Below are 14,842 nucleotides of genomic sequence, written 5' to 3' on the forward strand. Positions count from 1 at the left end.
TCTGCCCCCGCTTGCAAGTTTGGCTTGCTCGCATATGTCATAACCGTTGCCGAATAACATCTGGGAAATCGCTTGAACAAAGTCCGGCCAGCGCTCCTTCTCCTCAGCGCCTCCCTCATACCGGTCATCATCCTGGCCGCGGGAATGGAGTGGTTCTTCGTGACCGAGCAACGACGGTCGCTCGATGATGACGTTCGGTTACGGGCCGACACGATCGCCGCGACGGTCCAGCGCGAGCTCAATACCCAGATACAGCTCCTGTCAGTGATCGCCGACTCGCCAAGGTTCGATCTTCCGGTTTCTCGCTCAAGCTTTGCAGAGACGGCGCGCCGGCTGCGTGAACGGGTGCCGGGATGGCAGCAGATCCGCGTATCAGACCAGGACGGTAATGTCGTTCTCTCGCTTCCGCCCCTGGATGCATCGGCAAGCCGGCGTATTGTTGATGTCGAGAGTTACGAAAGGCTACTCAAGACAGGCGAGCCGGTCATTGGGAACGTCGTTGTCGGTCCGAAGGGCAGGGCGGCTTTCGCTATCCGGGTCCCCATCGAAAGAAGAGGCAAGCTTCAGGCTGTGCTTTCCGCGGTGATCGGCCCGCAGACCGTTACCGAGCTGTTGGCCGCGACCGGTCTTCCCGGCACCTGGCCGGCATGGATCGTCGATGGGCAAGACCGGCTGGTTGCCTCGACCGGCGCGCCCGCACTCTCAGGCAGGCCCGGTGACGAATTCGCACGTTTTACCGGCAGCAGCTTCGGCAACGCAGTGTTGGCGTCCGGGGGGACCCTCAGGGCTGCCGAGGCACGACTTGCAGAGACACCCTGGCGCGTGAGGGTCGGCATCCCCGCCGAAGAATATGATCGACTGGCCAACAAGGCCTGGATGCTGCTGATTGCTGGCGCATGCGTGACGCTGTTGCTGTCAGGCGCTGCGGCATTCCTGCTGCTGCGGGAAATCGATGCGCGAAATCGCGAACGCGAGAGCATGGCCAACTGGCAGCGAATGGACGCACTCGGCAAGCTTACGGGGCAGGCTGCTCATGACTTTAACAATCTCCTGATGGTCTTCCAGTCGGGGGTCGAAGGCATCAAGCGGCGCAGAGGCGACGAGCAGCGCGTTACGCTTTTGCTCGGCCACATGGCCGACGGCGTCACCAAAGGCAAGGCGATCACCCAACGCCTTTTGTCATTTTCCAGGCGATCCAACCAGGGTGCGACGCATGTCGAACTCGACGAGAAACTCGCCACCATCAAACCGCTTCTTCGCCAGGCTCTTAATGACACGGTCACGCTGGATTTTGAACTCCATGATGACCTCTGGCCCGTTCACGTGGATCCGGCCGGGCTTGAGATTGCCCTTATCAACCTCCTGACCAATGCCAGGGAAGCGATGCGGGATGGAGGAAGGGTGACGATCTCGGCCAGGAATGTCGCCGAGGCCGGCCTGGAAGATGCGCGGCTTCGTGGCGCCTTCGTGGCGCTGACTGTCACAGACGCAGGCAAGGGCGTCGACGCGGCAAACCTGGTGCGGGTGTTCGAGCCCTTCTTCTCGACAAAGGAAAACGGCCAGGCCGGTCTCGGGCTCACTCAAGTTCATAGTTTCGCCTTGGCAGCCGGAGGCGCGGTCAAGGTCTCCAGCCTGCTCGGACATGGCAGCGCCTTCACACTCCTTCTGCCGAAATCCGATGCGCCAAAGACCTCCAGACAGAATAAGCCTTCATCGGCAGAACTCGCCAAAGTCATCCTGATTGTCGACGACACGCCCGCATCGCTTGAGTCGGTCCGTCTGGGGCTGGAAGGTCTCGTCGCGACGATCTTCACGGCCGGGCGAGGCGCTGAGGCGCTCGAAATCCTTGATCGTCATCCAGAAGTCGAAGCCATCGTCAGCGACATCATGATGCCGCAGATGTCCGGGATCGAGCTTGCCGAAACGATTGGACACAGCCATCCCCGCCTTCCTGTCGTGTTGATGACCGGTTACAGCGACAAGCTGGAATCAGGAGCCGAAGTGACGCGGCCGGTCGTCGCCAAACCGTTTCGGACCGAAGACCTGGCAGCAGCCCTGGCGGCGGAGCGATCAAGGATCGCCCAATCAGCCAACGTCGTCCGCTTGGACAGTGTGTTGAAAACGTAGCCAGAGAGCTCAGGGTTCAGGATCTCCTGCAGGCCCTGAGGCAAGAAAGGCCGCCTGGTGTCAGGCGGCCTCCTTTGGCACTAGTTGTACGGGGAAATGCATTCGGCGCGCACGCCAGCGCGCGGCACGTAGGTGTTGTCGGATGCACGATAGGTGCGGTAGCGCTCCGAGCACCACTGCACATGGCGGCTGGAACCTGCATAGGCTCGGGGCGCCGCGAGAGCGCCGCCGATGATTGCCCCGGCACCGAAAGCGGCAAGCGGGTACCAGAAACCGTCGCTATGGCGGCGATAGCCTCGGTGGTACGAGCGATAACCGCGATGTCCGTTATACCATCCACGCCTCACGGGGCGGCGAAATTGGACGTCTTCTAGGTTGCTGATCTGTGTCTGCTTCACAACCGGAACCGGCATCGCCGCAGCGGGAAACATCGTCGTCACGGTCAGTGCGCCGCTGAGGGCAGCAAGTAGCAATGGTTTTGCAATTGTCTTCATTCTCGGATCCTTCAAAGGTCAACGAAAGGCGAACGGTCGTCGCCAGACGTTGTTCCCAGCACACGAAACTGTGAAAATGGCGAAAATGCCTGGGACGGCGATGATAAGGTGAGCAACACGGCAGACCTGAAAGCCGTCGATCGAGCGTGCGATTATCTGAATTTGGGTTCGCGCCGAGCGTTGTGAAGCAATTCGCTTGCAGTTGCAAAAGATCCGAACAGTCCCAACAGCCGCTGCCGCTCCCTGTCGTCGATGCGATGCCGGTCGCAAAATTCGGCGACGGACCAAACCCGCGTTAAAGCATCGCTGGTTACGTTCCTCGGCTCGACATATTCCATTCTGCACACTCCTGTAAGATACGGGGCCCGCCCCAGCGCGTCGACGACGGTGGAGAGAAAGGCGTTTCTCGCGCAGATGTTGCAGTGCGGAAAATGATCAAGTGCCTGATCAGGATAATTTTTTGCCGTTTGGATGGGCACGTTCATTCTCCTGATTTGCCGCGCAAATTATAGGCTCCTTGCCTGGATTTGAGGCGCCCAGGTGAGGCCATCTGATGCTGTCGGTGCTTTATGTGCGGCGGTCCCCGGGGGCAGCTGCAAACTTTCGTTGGCCCAATACCTCCCGGGGGCCCTTGGTTGGAGGGACTTCTCCGCACCTTGCCGTTCGGCTGGCGAACCCCAATTTCTCCGGATGATAGACAGGATCGGCATCGTCAAACTGATGCCAACAATGAGACCGGCGGATATGGTAAAGCAAAGCGACCTGAGAAATAAAATGCTAAGGGCACTGACAGCAGAGGATTTCGGTCTGCTTGAACCTTATCTCGAACCCGTAAGACTGACGAGTGCATTCCGGATCGCCGAACCGCGCAAGAAGCTAGAGCACGTCTATTTCCCCGAGAGCGGCATCGGCTCGGTGCTTGCCGTGGCCGCCACTGGAACCGCGACGGAAGCCGGGATGTTCGGGCGCGAGGGCTTTGTACCCACCGCGACAATTATCGGCGATAACGAGGTCCCCTATCTGATCGAAATGCATGTTGCCGGATCCGGCTACCGGATTCCCATCGACCACATGAGGAAGGCTACTCTCCAAAGCTCGACCTTGCAGATACCTTTCATCAAGTACATGCATGTGTTTGCCACGCAGGTATCCTACACCTCGCTTGCCAATGCGAAGTTTCGGCTGGAACAGAGGCTGGCGCGCTGGATCCTCATGTGTCACGACCGGCTACGCGCCGACGTCATGGAGATCACGCACGACTACATCGCGCTGCTGCTTGGCGTGCGAAGGCCGGGCGTCACAACCGGTCTTCACCTGCTGGAGGGACTTCACCTGATAAGATCAACGCGTGGTGCAATCGAAGTCCTTGATCGTGAAGGCCTCGAAGCCTATGCAGCAGGCTCCTACGGTATCCCCGAAGAAGAATTCGAACGTCTGATTGGCGAAGCAAGCTAGTCCAGTTTGAGGACGTCGCGAAACCACACGGTCGCAACGACTTCGTTTGCTTCGTCGGCGATCTCGTAACGCATGCCGTCGATGCGGTCGTCGTTAAGAACCAGTTCAGCCACCATTTCGCGCGCAGAACGAACCGCCTCCTGGTGAGCTGCGGCAACATCCGGAAAGTCGCTGCCTTCCTTGTCGATCTCGTCGAAAGCCTCTGATTTGACGTTGAAAAAGTAGCGCATGCCGGTCTCCTTTCGTGTGACAACGGCGATCGAAGGTACCGGTTCCACCATTTTCCTGCCGCGATCGTCTTGGCGCAGCTTCGGCACTACGATGAGTGCGATCTGCTTGGGTTTACTCCAGAAAGCCGGCGCGCATTAATTCTTGTCAGCCATCCAAGTTCGACGCGTCGCCGTCAGTGGCGGGCTGACGGGTGTCGCCTCCTTTTTCCTCGGCGATAGGGTCAGCTTCGCCCGATATGCGGCGCGACGCCGTCTTTCGACTTGGTTTATCAGGTCTTCCTCGCCTCATTCCTCTAGAATGGCGCGGGCAAGCATGTCCTCGACCGCTTTCGGACCCGGTCATGAAAGATAATCTTACGGGCCCGGCGATTGAGCCCGTCCAGTTCCCGTTCCGGCACGTGGAAGTCGTCCGTCGGGCAGCAAGCAATGACGGAGTAGATGTATTGGTCGGATGTCCTGGATCTCGCGCGCAGTACAATTTTTCCTGTCGCAAGATCGAGCGACTTCACTCTCGCAGCGGGAATCCGCACCCGGAGTTCGAGGAGGACACTGAGGCGCGAACCACCGACCCCATGCTGAAAGATGGGATGCTGCATAGTATTCGTCAGCAATCGGAACCGGGTCAGGAAGCCCGCCGTTCGATCTTGACAGGGCGGGTATCCGCCTCACAAGGTACCACTGGGACCGGGTTTTGCTCCCGTCGGCCTTATCGATCGGGCTTGCCAGCACTCAAGCCAGACTTGCCGATTGGCACGAGCTTTTCTTTCTCATCCGGCCGGGGCGCCATGCCGCGCTGCTCGCTTGATTCCTTGATCGGTGGCTCCAAGCCAGGGCTTGTTTCCGGCAGCTCTGCTTGCTTCTTGTTGTCTTCCGTCATCTCAAAACTCCCTTTCCACCGACGCAGGCGCGAGGCGGCGAACTCGCTCGTCCGTCGCTCCCGGCAGCGCAATTAAGCCTATCAGGCGCCGCGGGCCTGTTCGGAATGGCGGCCCTCTGCAAATTCTTCGACGATCTTCGCAACGACGCTGTCGATCTGATAGCTGCCATCGGGGACCGGATCGCTGTTGTTCGTCTGGCCCTTTCCCGTTTCGATGCCGATGACCGTTACGGCCGCACCTGCCGCCTCCACGGCCACCTTCGGCTTGACAAATTCCGGCTCTTCCGTCCCGCGCGGCGCAATGAGAATGGCGATCTTCTTCCCGGCAAGGGTCATGGCTTCAGTTCCGTCTTTTGTGAGTTGTGACAGAAGTGTCGCAGCACTAACAAGCAAGCGGCTGCGATGTTCCGCAACCCTTCTGCCGACGCGCACTTGAGTGCATCTTTTTTTCCTGATGTGCGTTTACCGCCCGCGTCCATAAGAGGAACTACGAATTTGCTGGTGACGGAAGAGACATTCGCGACATTGGGGGTGGCGGAAAAGCAGGCGTTGTTGGAGCGGCTGGCGATCACATTGGAGCGAAATGCACGCTGGGCAGCCGATGAGGGGGACGATGGGCTCGAGACGGTTATGGCATCGGTCGGCAAAGCACTGTCCTCAGTCGCGAGTGATCTTGCCGTCAATGATCCTGAACTCGCGAAAGACGTGGTCACACGCGCTCTCGCCCTTATGACGACATTCCATGCGCTTCATCCAGACTATCCTGTCGGTCCGGCCTTTCAATCGTGAGTGACGGCGTCGACCGGTAAGAGTTCAGGCTTGCCGGCCGGCAACTGTCGATGCCGGAGCGGCCGTGCCGTCATCGGCGCAGCGATGTTCCTCCGCTCGAGCATAGTTTAAGCGCTTCGGATCGAAGTATCCGCGACGCGCCGGAAGCGGCCAGTTTGTTCAGCCGGGCTGCGTGACCCTTGTCGTAGACAACGCAGGACAGGATCAAAAACCCCGCCGCCACGCTCCGCGGTCTTGTCACTCAAAGGTCGATCAAGGCGATCCCGAGGTCGTCGTGTTTGCGGCGGCGGAAACCGGTTGCGCTCTCGCGGATGACGATTTCGAATGTCGGATGAACGATACCGCTTATGAAATGACCGCCTTTGGTCGAACCGTCCTCGAAACCAAGAACGACGTGCAAATGCAGGCTTGCATGACCGTCGTCTCCGGTCGCGATGTCGCCGATCGCGCTCAACACTTCCGCCTGCCGGTCGACCACAATCTCCTTGTACCTGCGTGTCGTGAAATCGAAAAAACCGAGGGTGGCGGAACTGAATGCTCCAATCGCGGTCAACGACGCCCCTGCGATGCGCTTATCTTCCGCAAAGCGAGTGATGGCCTGGAAAGCCTCGTCACCATCGGCGACGACAGCAACCCAGTTGCGTTCGCTCCAGGGATTGGTATCGCCGAGATCCTTGCTTTTCATGATATCGTCTCCTTCATAGATCGGCCTTTGCCGAGTGTGGCATTAACCCTTGGCATCAGAAGGGAGTTCCAGCAGTAGGACGATCCGAGCAAAGCCGGAAGCTGGGCAGCACTGCCACCACGCCCTTCGAACGCAATTGCCTCATCGACCTTGGGCGCGAGGAAAGCGCAAGGTAGCTTTACGAAATGACGAAAGCGTTTTTGCATGGTCGCTTCCTGTCAGCTGAAGCGATCGATCCGGTCTGAAACCGTACGGAAGGCGCCAGTTCGGGAGAATTTGGGCTCGGCTATGGAACCAAGTTCACCCGCAATACGTTCGTTGCCCGCCGCAGACGGAGGGAGATCGATCAATGACCGGTAATCGAAGTGAGTGGATCGCCGCACGCGCCTATTCTCTATGGGAGCAGGCCGGCCGGCCTTTCGGGCAGGATGATCTCCATTGGCACCAGGCGGTGCTCGAACGCGAGCTTCTTGAGCATACCCAGGCATCGCCAGATGGTCGCGAAGTGCTTGATCGCGTGCGCGCGCCTGCCGCGATCGAGGACATGGCTGAGCGCAGTATCCTGGTCGTCGAGGACGAAAGCCGCCTGCGCTTCGATATTGTCGACTTCCTCGACCGCGCCGGTTACCGGACGCTTGAAGCTGCCAATGCCGACGAGGCGCTGGTGCTACTCAAGACCAACCAGATCGACACCCTCTACACCGATATAGATATGCCCGGCAGTATGGATGGCCTCGGCCTGGTTGCGCGGGTCCGGTCGCAATGGCCAGCGACCCGGGTTATCGTGACCTCAGGTCTCGTGAAGCTTTCGCACGACGATGTCGAGGCCGGCGTGACTTTTGTCGCTAAGCCGACGGCGGGACTGGAGTTGCTGAAGCTCATCGCCTGAACTCGGTGAAGACGAAAACTGCCTATTTCGCTTGCTGTGGTAGTGCTGTCGCTTCAGGAATGGTTTCGCCCGCCGACTGCACGGAAGGATTCGAAGGCCTGCCAGAGAGGGTAAAGATCACGCCAGCTATCAGGCCCAGTGAAAGAAGCGCGCCGAGATAAAGAAGCATTCCCCGCACGGCGGGCTTCGAAGATTCGGACATTTTTTTCTCCATTGAATAGACTGGCGCCTTCTGTCAGCCGGGCGCTGGTTGCGCCTGTGTCACGCGCAGCGTACTGGTCAAGCGCGGCGAATGTCAGTTACTGTTCGCTTTCGATGTGCAAGCTGTGCAAAGACGTTTTCGGCACTTTCTTGTCGCAACCGTGCATGGCCGCCACTCATCACAGTTCAAAGCTAACGAGATGGTGCAAGTTGGGTTCCACGCTTCCTGACGGACCATGCGGACGAGACCGTCGATCCGGTACGAAACCGTACCAACCGCCTGTTTTCAATCAAAAAACCGTGTGGTTTCGTGGTCATTTTCTAAACCCGACCTATTTGCTGGACTAATCGTAGGAGGGATCAATGCGTGTTTTGATTATCGAGGATGAGCCAATCATCGCTCTTGAGCTAGAGCGGATCGTTCGCGACGCCGGGCACGAAGTCATAGGATCGGTTGTCACGCTGGAACAGGCTCTTGCCCACGCTCCGCGCGCCGAGGCGGCGCTTGTTGATCTGGGCCTGGCGGACGGTGCCAGCGGCTCAGCTCTTGGCCGGCGGCTTATGGACCGCTTTCATATCAAAGTCATCTTCGTGACTGGCAGCCCTAAAGAAGTGGGAAGCGGATTATCCGGCTGTATCGATATCGTTGCCAAGCCGTTCAGCGACGCGCGAATTTCTGCGAGCCTCAGAAAGGCCGCCGTTTCCGGTCCCGTTGCGGCCTAGCAGGCGTCATGAACCATTTGTGGTGCGGTGCGATGGTGCAAATGACTGGATTTGGATCACGCGTGGAACCGAACAAGGCCTCTGGGAACGGAGGTATTATCCTTGCCGCTGCGACGATCCGCAGCATAGCGGATCGCATCGCCGAGATCCCTGTCGGGCACCGGCTTTTGCATTACACCGATCGCGCCCGGCACGCCGCCACGTAGCGCGCCGGGGTCACTTGTCATGAACAGGACGGTGACGTTCGCATCGACGAGCGTCTTTCCGAGAATTGGTCCGGTCGGGCCATCCTCCAGGTTGACATCGACGAGCGCCAACTCCGCATCATGAGACAGCATCAGTGCCTGGTACATGTTGCTGGCGATGCCGATCGTGCGGTGTCCAAGCTCTTCGACCGTATCCTGAAGATTGAGGGCAATCAGCGGCTGGTTTTCGACAATAAGCACGTTGTAAGCCATGTCGCACTCCCTTCAAGCACATAGGGCTCTCATCGGCTGCACAGCTACCGCGCCGACCCTGCGGCCAGCATGTCGGCGCGTCCGCCCGTCAATCTCGGTGCTCAGGCATCTCTTTCAGCTGATCCTTCGTCCAGGCGGTGAGGGCGTGCACGTCGCCGTCCTCGTCACGCATGAATTCGAGATCACCGACCGGCACCGACACCGGCTTGGCGCCTATTCCAAGGAAACCACCCACATCGATGACAACGTTGGTCGCCGTGCCGCTTCCGTGAACATGATCAACCTTGCCGATCTTGTGATCGTCGGCGCCATAAACGGTAGCGCCTTCAAGAACAGCTGGTGTTAGCTCGTCGGCGGTCAGCCGGACATGATTTGCATGCTCCATTGTTGCATCTCCTTAAGTTGCTTTGAATGAACCCTTATCGCTTCGGCTTTGTTCCATGGCAAATCGAGGCAGGCTAAAAGCGGTTTTCGGCACTCATCAGGGCAATGCGTTTTCTGTAACGTTGAGCTCGGACGGTTCTTAATCCTGGGAGTGTCCTGGCTGTTGCTCAGCGGCTGCTGGCAACAAAAACATGTTCCGCGTGGCTTGGACCAGGCGGACATTGTCATCGATGAAAATGGAAGGCTCAGCCCCAGCAAGGGCATATGAGGCGCAGTTCAGATTATCTGAAATTCACAAGCGCCGCGTTGTCGGACCCGTCCACCGTTGGCCGCAATGAAGGAGCGCCACGACCATCAGCTACCTAGGCGTAGGGTGACATCACCGGCCCGCCAGACGACTGGACAGGACCCATTTGTGATGATCTGGCCTCTCGTAAATGCTGACGGGTCAGACAAACGGCCTTTTCCTTAAAGACGCCTGATACAGCCGCCGCCGATCGACAACCGATTAATGACAGTCCCTAGTCCTGTTCGCGCGTTCCAGGCGCCGCCTCGCGTTCCTCGTCGGAGCGCTGACGCACAGCCTCACGCATGGCCTTGAACTTAAACCCGTCGTCGCCGCGGTCGGCTGGCTGACCTCCGGTATTGCCGTCGATGACATCCTCGCCGTCGACGTCAAGCGAACCTTGATTTTTTCGGTCTGTCATTGATAGCGCCTTTCAATTTATCTGCCTTGGGACCCGGGAGCCTTCTACCGCTCTATCCGGGACTGAGACGTCGAGCGGCCGGACATGGTTGTCCTCCGCGAGGCGAGCTGTCTCAAACCGGTGGCCTTTGCCTATCGTGCTGACTGGCCGCTGGCCGCTCATCATCGCGGGTATCTCCGCTAGGGGCTTGAGGAGACATGTTCCTCATCACCGAGCTCGCGTTCGACCCCTGTCTTAACTCCGCCATCTCCCGAGGGTTCCCACTTCGATGGGCCAAATTGAAGTCACGGGCGCCGCCAGGGGACGTTCCCGGAACAAATCCCGCGCACCGACGGTTATGGAAACGAGCTCCCGAGAATGGTGAACATGCCCCGATTTTTCTTCAACATCCGCAACGGTGACGATTATATCGCCGATCCCGATGGCACCGAGCTCGCAGATCTCGACGCCGCGGTCGAGGAAGCCTTGACAGGCGCTCGCGAACTCCTGAGTGAAATTGTAAGGCTCGGCAAGCTTGTCGATGGACAAAGCTTCGAGATCACCGACGAAACGGGAGCTGTCGTGCGGGTCGTGCCCTTTAAAGATGCGGTCAGGTTTTCCTGATCCTGCTCCATTCAAGCTCTTAGCGACTTTCTTAGCCTGTCTTTGATGTCTTCTCCTATCGTCGAGGCGAAGATCCAACCCAATTTAGTCAACTCGATGGTTCACGTTGTTGCCGAAGCTCAGGCTGTTGCCCTCACGGTTGTTGCTCGACATTGCAAACCGGCAGGAAAATCGGCGATAAACCGTCAAGCCCACGCCCGCTGGATTTCAAAGACACTCCATTCCCCATGCGGCAGGACCGAGCAGGGCCGATCTGCTTCAGTCTTGAAGGGAGGTACGGAGGGAAGGAACTGCGGACCGCCGGTCGACAACGGTTTGTACGATTTCAACCAGCTGTGAGTTTTGGCCGTAAACCGCTTGTGCGCCTTGAACTTTCGCCTATCGTGGACCTTGGCGATCTGACGCCGATGAGGGGAACATGAACACCACCTGTTGGCCGAAGGCACCTCTGGTCGAGGAGGATGTCGACTGTATCGATCGCGTCCTGCGCGGTTGGTGTGCGCGCCGTGGCTTGGCAATCACCGATGACGCGAGCAGCCTTAAGGCCCGAGAGCTCATCGGATGGTATGAGTTTGGCATTCGCAGTCCGGCCGAGCTTGCGCGTCTAATCGAAGATGACGGGCTATAGCTCATACCCTTTTTTGCTCAGCGAGTGCTCGGGATCGACTTCGTCACGTCCTTAAGCGATGGGCTGCGCACGATCCGGTAGCGCGCCTCGATCAAATTGTAGATGCCGAATGCGGCCAGACCGATTGCGACTGCCGCATAAAGGATGCCGCCGAACGGGAGGTGGCGGACCCATTCGAGGGCGTCCGCCATGCTCCCCGCTTCATCAGGATTAACATGGATGCCAGCGAAAACGAACAGCACGCCTGTGACCGCAAAGACTGCGCCACGTGCGAGCAGACCATAGATACAAATCCATGAAGCTGCAGACCGTTCGTCCAGCCTGATGTAACGCCTGAACTTTCCGGTGACACCCTTGAGCGCGGTCATGCCCCCGCCAACAATGAAACCGACGCCGACGGCGATCGCCAGGTAGGAGCCGAATGGCTGCGACATGATCCATCCCGCTAAGCCCTTTTCTCCAGAACCTCCACTCGTGCCGCCGACCGCAAAGGCGTGACCGAGTGCATAGGCAGCAAGACCGATATAGGTTATCGCACTGCCAAACAGGGCTGAGCGAATGATCATTGCCTTTACGTCGCGCCCATGCCGATCCGCATCGGCTAGGGACTGTGCGAGTCGCCATGCGACAAAGCCCAGTAATCCGACCCCGATAAGGCCGACCCACACGCGGCCGAAAGGTTGCTGCAGCAGCGTTGAGAGTGCTGATTTCGTCTCAGGAGTGCCGTCGGTGAGACCCGAAAACAGCGCCAGTCCCGCGACGAGAAGGAAGACGAGACCCCGTGCCGCATAGCCGGCTTTCGCCAGAAGCGCGAACCGGACGTGATTTTTCATTTTTGCTTGCTCCTGGCTTATAGATGCTGTCACGTCATAACGCGCAACGGCATCATGAGTTCGGTCTCGCTGTTTCCAACAGAGCTTCTCCGCAACGACTGAGCGTCTGGGGCTTAGCGTTCGCGGTCTAAGGCCTATATCCAGGTTCTACAGAAAGCGGGAGCACCAATTGAGCGACGACGACTTGCGTCAGACTTTGATCGAGGGCGGCGAGGCAGGGGCGCGAATATGTCGACAGCCCCGCTTTGCCCGATTGCTGCCTGGCCGCGCAGTCTTGGATGCCGCACTTCGCGCAACGATGCAGGCAGTTTCATCCAGACGGGACACATGATGATTAGATGGCTTTTGCAAAGCGCGACCGGTAGCCCAGCCCTTTTTTCGTCAGCTTGAACCGCGCAGCTTTAACGTCGTCGTTCCATTGGACGAGGCCCAGTTCGACAGCTCGCAGGCCGGTTTTCAGCCCAACGCCACTCGGCGGCGAGATGTAATCTGTCTGGTTCAATCCTTCCAATAGGATCAGAAGCCTGGCATTTTTTATCGGTGGCATGATGGCACGACAACTCCGCCTTGCATGCGCCTATGCTATACCAAGATGAGACGACGGAGGGTGTCTGTACGTTTGATAACAAAAAGCCGGCAGCGCGTGAGCGCTGCCGGCTTTTCAATGCGCACTCAGACGAGAGGGCCGCGCGTCGTGCGCACTAAATCCTCTTCGTCGTCACGCTGGCGGCCACCAAGTGCTGCCGCAGCCGATGCGATGAAGGCGCCGACTAGCAGCGAAATCGTTCCCACAAGAGCGGTTGTTGCCGCGCTCTTTCGCGCTTTGTCGAGGGCAGCCTGCGCGGCAACCTTCGCATCTTCGATCTCTTTGAGCACCATATCAACCCGGTTGCGCGCATCCTGTTCGGACAAGCCGGTACGTGCGGCAACGAGGCTTGCGATATAGGCCTTGTCGTTATCGGAAACCGATCCCTTCGCGGCGCTCTGCATCAAGATGCGCGAGATTTCCGCAGTCGCCGCCGCGTTGTCCTCTTTTGCCCTGGCACCGGCCTCGGCCGGGCGAAGAAGAGCATCAGTGAAATAACCCGTCGACAGATCGCTAGCGGATGCGGCGGATGCTGCAGGCGCGGCCGCCGCGATCCCGGCGCCGGTCGCGACAGAACCGGCTGCGCTTGCGCCAGCGCCCGCAAGCGATGCGAGAGAAGAAGCAAGGAATCCGGCAACGAAGATCGTCGCCAGTGCCCAACTGAGGAAGCCGTGCGCTGTATCGCGAAAGAAGACCTCGTCGGTATGGACCACAGCCCACTTCGTACGCAGGCGCCCCGTTAGATATCCGCCAAGGGCCGAAGAGAGCCACTGGACGACGACCAGCCAGATCGCTGCGGAAATCCCGACAGTCGCGGCCGAGCTGCTCTCGCCCGACCACGGAGACACCATGGTCAGGCCCATCCCTGTACCGAGCAGAAGAAGCATCAGCGTCACGCCGATCGACGCGACCGTCCCACCGATAATTGGACCCCAGGAGATCGCTGATTTTGCCGATTCGACCGGAACGAGCCCGGTGCCGGTTTCGGAGCCAAGAGCCATCAGCCGCTCCTATCGCATGAACAGTACGAGAAGAATGACGATTGGCAGGGGGATCCCAAGCAACCAGAGCAATAGTCCACGACCCATTTTAAAACCTCCTGAAAAAATGACTAGCGGGGTCGTAACTTCGCAAAGCGTTGTTTGTTCCAACCGCGACTTGGAAGATCACAGTTGAAGGTCACGTCAGACAAGCGCCAGCCCACAAGCGAATGTCGAGTGGGGGCCAAAAGCGCGCCCTGCCGCCCTCGTAGCGCCAACGGTCGGGATCTGCGGGCGTCGTCAACCAATTGTATAACGGACATCCCCTCCGACCGCTCAAATCGCTCATGAGCTGGAACTAAAGTATCCGGCTTAACGTTAATGTGCGATCTTACAAGGGCGCACTTTCATGAACGTTATGATCGTCGAAGACGAAATCATCCTTGCTTTGAACCTCGAAGACGACGTCCACCATGCCGGACATCGCTCCGTCGGGTTTGCTGCATCATATGATGATGCTCTCGCGCTCGCTCCAAAGGCGGATGTCGCTTTCGTCGATGTTCGGCTGCGTGACGGGGTAGAGGGTCCCAAAATTGCGCGCCGCCTCATCGACGAGTTCGGCGTGAATGTCGTGTTTCTGACCGGCAATCCCGAAGCTGTTGAGGGATTTCGCGGCTCGCTTGGTGTACTCGCCAAACCCCTTCGAAACAACGATGTGGCCGCAGTGTTGCGCTATATCAGTGCCAAAACTCAAGGTGAGGACATTCCTGCACCGCAGCGGCTGGCAATGGCAGCCTGAGCCGATGAGTTCTAGGCACGCCTCGGGGCCGACGCCAGCAGAGGAAGTGCGGATCCGTCGTGCAATGCGCCTCGCAAACCTCATGGACACCGCTGTTGGCATTCCTGGCCTTGGGATAAGGTTCGGCGCCGATGCGATACTAGGTCTGATCCCGGGCATTGGCGATATTGCCGGCTCGCTGGTTGGGCTGGTGATCATCAACGAGGCGCGACAGCTAGGCCTTCCGCGCGAAAAGCTCGTCAAAATGTTTGTCAATCTCGGGCTTGATGCGGCGTCGGGCACCATCCCGATTGCAGGCGACTTCTTCGATGTCTATTTCAAATCCCACCGGCGTAACGCCCGCATCATCCTCGACCATTTCGGGATCGACCGACAGTCCTGACGATGACGCTGC

21 protein-coding genes are annotated in these 14,842 nt (G+C 58.6%); 8 read left to right on the top strand and 13 right to left on the bottom strand.

Annotated features, from left to right (window positions below; translation table 11 throughout):
- Positions 1-72 precede the first annotated feature (72 nt).
- Positions 73-2,127 carry a response regulator gene (locus tag ACQZ5H_RS28710; RefSeq protein WP_449099703.1) on the top strand — a complete coding sequence of 685 codons (2,055 nt, stop codon included), beginning with the start codon at positions 73-75 and terminating at the stop codon, positions 2,125-2,127.
- 80 nt (positions 2,128-2,207) lie between these two features.
- On the opposite strand, the gene ACQZ5H_RS28715 is transcribed toward ACQZ5H_RS28710, so the two are convergent.
- Both ACQZ5H_RS28715 and ACQZ5H_RS28720 read right to left on the bottom strand, forming a co-directional pair.
- On the bottom strand, positions 2,208-2,621 hold the full coding sequence (locus ACQZ5H_RS28715; RefSeq protein WP_148194896.1) for a BA14K family protein: 414 nt from the start codon (positions 2,619-2,621) through the stop codon (positions 2,208-2,210).
- A gap of 152 nt (positions 2,622-2,773) precedes the next feature.
- Positions 2,774-2,959, bottom strand: coding sequence for a hypothetical protein (locus tag ACQZ5H_RS28720; protein ID WP_449099747.1), 186 nt, complete (start codon positions 2,957-2,959; stop codon positions 2,774-2,776).
- Positions 2,960-3,365: 406 nt separating this feature from the next.
- On the opposite strand from ACQZ5H_RS28720, the gene ACQZ5H_RS28725 reads away from it, so the two are divergent.
- Positions 3,366-4,076 (top strand): Crp/Fnr family transcriptional regulator, encoded by a 711-nt coding sequence (locus ACQZ5H_RS28725; protein WP_449099704.1) that lies wholly within the window; start codon positions 3,366-3,368, stop codon positions 4,074-4,076.
- Here the strand turns inward: ACQZ5H_RS28725 and ACQZ5H_RS28730 are convergent.
- The 3 genes from ACQZ5H_RS28730 to ACQZ5H_RS28740 all read right to left on the bottom strand — a co-directional run bounded on the left by ACQZ5H_RS28730 (position 4,073) and on the right by ACQZ5H_RS28740 (position 5,519).
- Positions 4,073-4,306, bottom strand: a complete 234-nt coding sequence (locus ACQZ5H_RS28730) for a DUF6894 family protein (protein ID WP_112720397.1) — start codon at positions 4,304-4,306, stop codon at positions 4,073-4,075. The two genes, ACQZ5H_RS28725 and ACQZ5H_RS28730, sit on opposite strands and share 4 nt — an antisense overlap.
- 706 nt (positions 4,307-5,012) lie before the next feature.
- Positions 5,013-5,183 carry a hypothetical protein gene (locus tag ACQZ5H_RS28735; RefSeq protein WP_165402771.1) on the bottom strand — a complete coding sequence of 57 codons (171 nt, stop codon included), beginning with the start codon at positions 5,181-5,183 and terminating at the stop codon, positions 5,013-5,015.
- Positions 5,184-5,264: 81 nt separating this feature from the next.
- A complete protein-coding gene (locus ACQZ5H_RS28740; RefSeq protein ID WP_449099705.1) occupies positions 5,265-5,519 on the bottom strand; it encodes a hypothetical protein in 255 nt (84 codons plus the stop codon).
- 66 nt (positions 5,520-5,585) lie between these two features.
- Here ACQZ5H_RS28740 and ACQZ5H_RS28745 point away from each other — a divergent pair, with 66 nt between their 5' ends.
- On the top strand, positions 5,586-5,972 hold the full coding sequence (locus tag ACQZ5H_RS28745; RefSeq protein WP_246777734.1) for a hypothetical protein: 387 nt from the start codon (positions 5,586-5,588) through the stop codon (positions 5,970-5,972).
- 241 nt (positions 5,973-6,213) lie between these two features.
- On the opposite strand, the gene ACQZ5H_RS28750 is transcribed toward ACQZ5H_RS28745, so the two are convergent.
- A complete protein-coding gene (locus ACQZ5H_RS28750; protein ID WP_112720346.1) occupies positions 6,214-6,657 on the bottom strand; it encodes a PPC domain-containing DNA-binding protein in 444 nt (147 codons plus the stop codon).
- 349 nt (positions 6,658-7,006) lie between these two features.
- On the opposite strand from ACQZ5H_RS28750, the gene ACQZ5H_RS28755 reads away from it, so the two are divergent.
- Positions 7,007-7,546: a response regulator gene (locus tag ACQZ5H_RS28755; RefSeq protein ID WP_112720347.1), complete on the top strand. Its 540-nt coding sequence runs from the start codon at positions 7,007-7,009 to the stop codon at positions 7,544-7,546.
- 22 nt (positions 7,547-7,568) lie between these two features.
- Here the strand turns inward: ACQZ5H_RS28755 and ACQZ5H_RS28760 are convergent, their stop codons facing one another.
- The gene (locus ACQZ5H_RS28760) at positions 7,569-7,748 is read right to left on the bottom strand and encodes a hypothetical protein (RefSeq protein WP_112720348.1); all 180 of its coding nucleotides are present in this window, start codon (positions 7,746-7,748) and stop codon (positions 7,569-7,571) included.
- Between the two features lie 362 nt (positions 7,749-8,110).
- Here ACQZ5H_RS28760 and ACQZ5H_RS28765 point away from each other — a divergent pair, with 362 nt between their 5' ends.
- Positions 8,111-8,470: a response regulator gene (locus ACQZ5H_RS28765; RefSeq protein ID WP_112720349.1), complete on the top strand. Its 360-nt coding sequence runs from the start codon at positions 8,111-8,113 to the stop codon at positions 8,468-8,470.
- A gap of 56 nt (positions 8,471-8,526) precedes the next feature.
- Here ACQZ5H_RS28765 and ACQZ5H_RS28770 read toward each other — a convergent pair whose 3' ends face one another.
- The 3 genes from ACQZ5H_RS28770 to ACQZ5H_RS28780 all read right to left on the bottom strand — a co-directional run bounded on the left by ACQZ5H_RS28770 (position 8,527) and on the right by ACQZ5H_RS28780 (position 10,019).
- Positions 8,527-8,928: a response regulator gene (locus ACQZ5H_RS28770; RefSeq protein ID WP_449099706.1), complete on the bottom strand. Its 402-nt coding sequence runs from the start codon at positions 8,926-8,928 to the stop codon at positions 8,527-8,529.
- 88 nt (positions 8,929-9,016) lie between these two features.
- Positions 9,017-9,313: a PRC-barrel domain-containing protein gene (locus tag ACQZ5H_RS28775; RefSeq protein WP_130284403.1), complete on the bottom strand. Its 297-nt coding sequence runs from the start codon at positions 9,311-9,313 to the stop codon at positions 9,017-9,019.
- Between the two features lie 520 nt (positions 9,314-9,833).
- Complete coding sequence (locus ACQZ5H_RS28780; protein ID WP_449099707.1) at positions 9,834-10,019, bottom strand: hypothetical protein; 186 nt, start codon at positions 10,017-10,019, stop codon at positions 9,834-9,836.
- A gap of 366 nt (positions 10,020-10,385) precedes the next feature.
- On the opposite strand from ACQZ5H_RS28780, the gene ACQZ5H_RS28785 reads away from it, so the two are divergent.
- Positions 10,386-10,622: a DUF6894 family protein gene (locus ACQZ5H_RS28785; protein WP_112720399.1), complete on the top strand. Its 237-nt coding sequence runs from the start codon at positions 10,386-10,388 to the stop codon at positions 10,620-10,622.
- Between the two features lie 645 nt (positions 10,623-11,267).
- On the opposite strand, the gene ACQZ5H_RS28790 is transcribed toward ACQZ5H_RS28785, so the two are convergent.
- From ACQZ5H_RS28790 to ACQZ5H_RS28800, 3 genes are all read right to left on the bottom strand, one after another.
- Complete coding sequence (locus ACQZ5H_RS28790) at positions 11,268-12,083, bottom strand: DUF1206 domain-containing protein (protein WP_449099708.1); 816 nt, start codon at positions 12,081-12,083, stop codon at positions 11,268-11,270.
- 334 nt (positions 12,084-12,417) lie between these two features.
- Complete coding sequence (locus ACQZ5H_RS28795) at positions 12,418-12,630, bottom strand: hypothetical protein (protein ID WP_449099709.1); 213 nt, start codon at positions 12,628-12,630, stop codon at positions 12,418-12,420.
- Positions 12,631-12,755: 125 nt separating this feature from the next.
- The gene (locus ACQZ5H_RS28800; protein WP_449099710.1) at positions 12,756-13,670 is read right to left on the bottom strand and encodes a hypothetical protein; all 915 of its coding nucleotides are present in this window, start codon (positions 13,668-13,670) and stop codon (positions 12,756-12,758) included.
- A 388-nt stretch (positions 13,671-14,058) separates the two neighbouring features.
- Here ACQZ5H_RS28800 and ACQZ5H_RS28805 point away from each other — a divergent pair, with 388 nt between their 5' ends.
- Together ACQZ5H_RS28805 and ACQZ5H_RS28810 are read left to right on the top strand one after the other, a co-directional pair.
- On the top strand, positions 14,059-14,448 hold the full coding sequence (locus ACQZ5H_RS28805) for a response regulator (RefSeq protein ID WP_449099711.1): 390 nt from the start codon (positions 14,059-14,061) through the stop codon (positions 14,446-14,448).
- 4 nt (positions 14,449-14,452) lie between these two features.
- Positions 14,453-14,830, top strand: coding sequence for a DUF4112 domain-containing protein (locus ACQZ5H_RS28810; protein WP_199629998.1), 378 nt, complete (start codon positions 14,453-14,455; stop codon positions 14,828-14,830).
- Positions 14,831-14,842: the final 12 nt, after the last annotated feature.

The sequence above is a fragment of the Rhizobium sp. 21-4511-3d genome, from assembly GCF_053522545.1.

Coding starts and splice junctions, on each gene's coding strand:
- ACQZ5H_RS28735 (WP_165402771.1), bottom strand. CDS start 5,183: ATGACGGAAGACAACAAGAAGCAAGCAGAGCTGCCGGAAACAAGCCCT.
- ACQZ5H_RS28750 (WP_112720346.1), bottom strand. CDS start 6,657: ATGAAAAGCAAGGATCTCGGCGATACCAATCCCTGGAGCGAACGCAAC.
- ACQZ5H_RS28725 (WP_449099704.1), top strand. CDS start 3,366: ATGGTAAAGCAAAGCGACCTGAGAAATAAAATGCTAAGGGCACTGACA.
- ACQZ5H_RS28795 (WP_449099709.1), bottom strand. CDS start 12,630: ATGCCACCGATAAAAAATGCCAGGCTTCTGATCCTATTGGAAGGATTG.
- ACQZ5H_RS28790 (WP_449099708.1), bottom strand. CDS start 12,083: ATGAAAAATCACGTCCGGTTCGCGCTTCTGGCGAAAGCCGGCTATGCG.
- ACQZ5H_RS28805 (WP_449099711.1), top strand. CDS start 14,059: ATGAACGTTATGATCGTCGAAGACGAAATCATCCTTGCTTTGAACCTC.
- ACQZ5H_RS28780 (WP_449099707.1), bottom strand. CDS start 10,019: ATGACAGACCGAAAAAATCAAGGTTCGCTTGACGTCGACGGCGAGGAT.
- ACQZ5H_RS28800 (WP_449099710.1), bottom strand. CDS start 13,670: ATGGCTCTTGGCTCCGAAACCGGCACCGGGCTCGTTCCGGTCGAATCG.
- ACQZ5H_RS28720 (WP_449099747.1), bottom strand. CDS start 2,959: ATGGAATATGTCGAGCCGAGGAACGTAACCAGCGATGCTTTAACGCGG.
- ACQZ5H_RS28765 (WP_112720349.1), top strand. CDS start 8,111: ATGCGTGTTTTGATTATCGAGGATGAGCCAATCATCGCTCTTGAGCTA.
- ACQZ5H_RS28770 (WP_449099706.1), bottom strand. CDS start 8,928: ATGGCTTACAACGTGCTTATTGTCGAAAACCAGCCGCTGATTGCCCTC.
- ACQZ5H_RS28775 (WP_130284403.1), bottom strand. CDS start 9,313: ATGGAGCATGCAAATCATGTCCGGCTGACCGCCGACGAGCTAACACCA.
- ACQZ5H_RS28740 (WP_449099705.1), bottom strand. CDS start 5,519: ATGACCCTTGCCGGGAAGAAGATCGCCATTCTCATTGCGCCGCGCGGG.
- ACQZ5H_RS28755 (WP_112720347.1), top strand. CDS start 7,007: ATGACCGGTAATCGAAGTGAGTGGATCGCCGCACGCGCCTATTCTCTA.
- ACQZ5H_RS28785 (WP_112720399.1), top strand. CDS start 10,386: ATGCCCCGATTTTTCTTCAACATCCGCAACGGTGACGATTATATCGCC.
- ACQZ5H_RS28760 (WP_112720348.1), bottom strand. CDS start 7,748: ATGTCCGAATCTTCGAAGCCCGCCGTGCGGGGAATGCTTCTTTATCTC.
- ACQZ5H_RS28730 (WP_112720397.1), bottom strand. CDS start 4,306: ATGCGCTACTTTTTCAACGTCAAATCAGAGGCTTTCGACGAGATCGAC.
- ACQZ5H_RS28745 (WP_246777734.1), top strand. CDS start 5,586: ATGTTCCGCAACCCTTCTGCCGACGCGCACTTGAGTGCATCTTTTTTT.
- ACQZ5H_RS28810 (WP_199629998.1), top strand. CDS start 14,453: ATGAGTTCTAGGCACGCCTCGGGGCCGACGCCAGCAGAGGAAGTGCGG.
- ACQZ5H_RS28715 (WP_148194896.1), bottom strand. CDS start 2,621: ATGAAGACAATTGCAAAACCATTGCTACTTGCTGCCCTCAGCGGCGCA.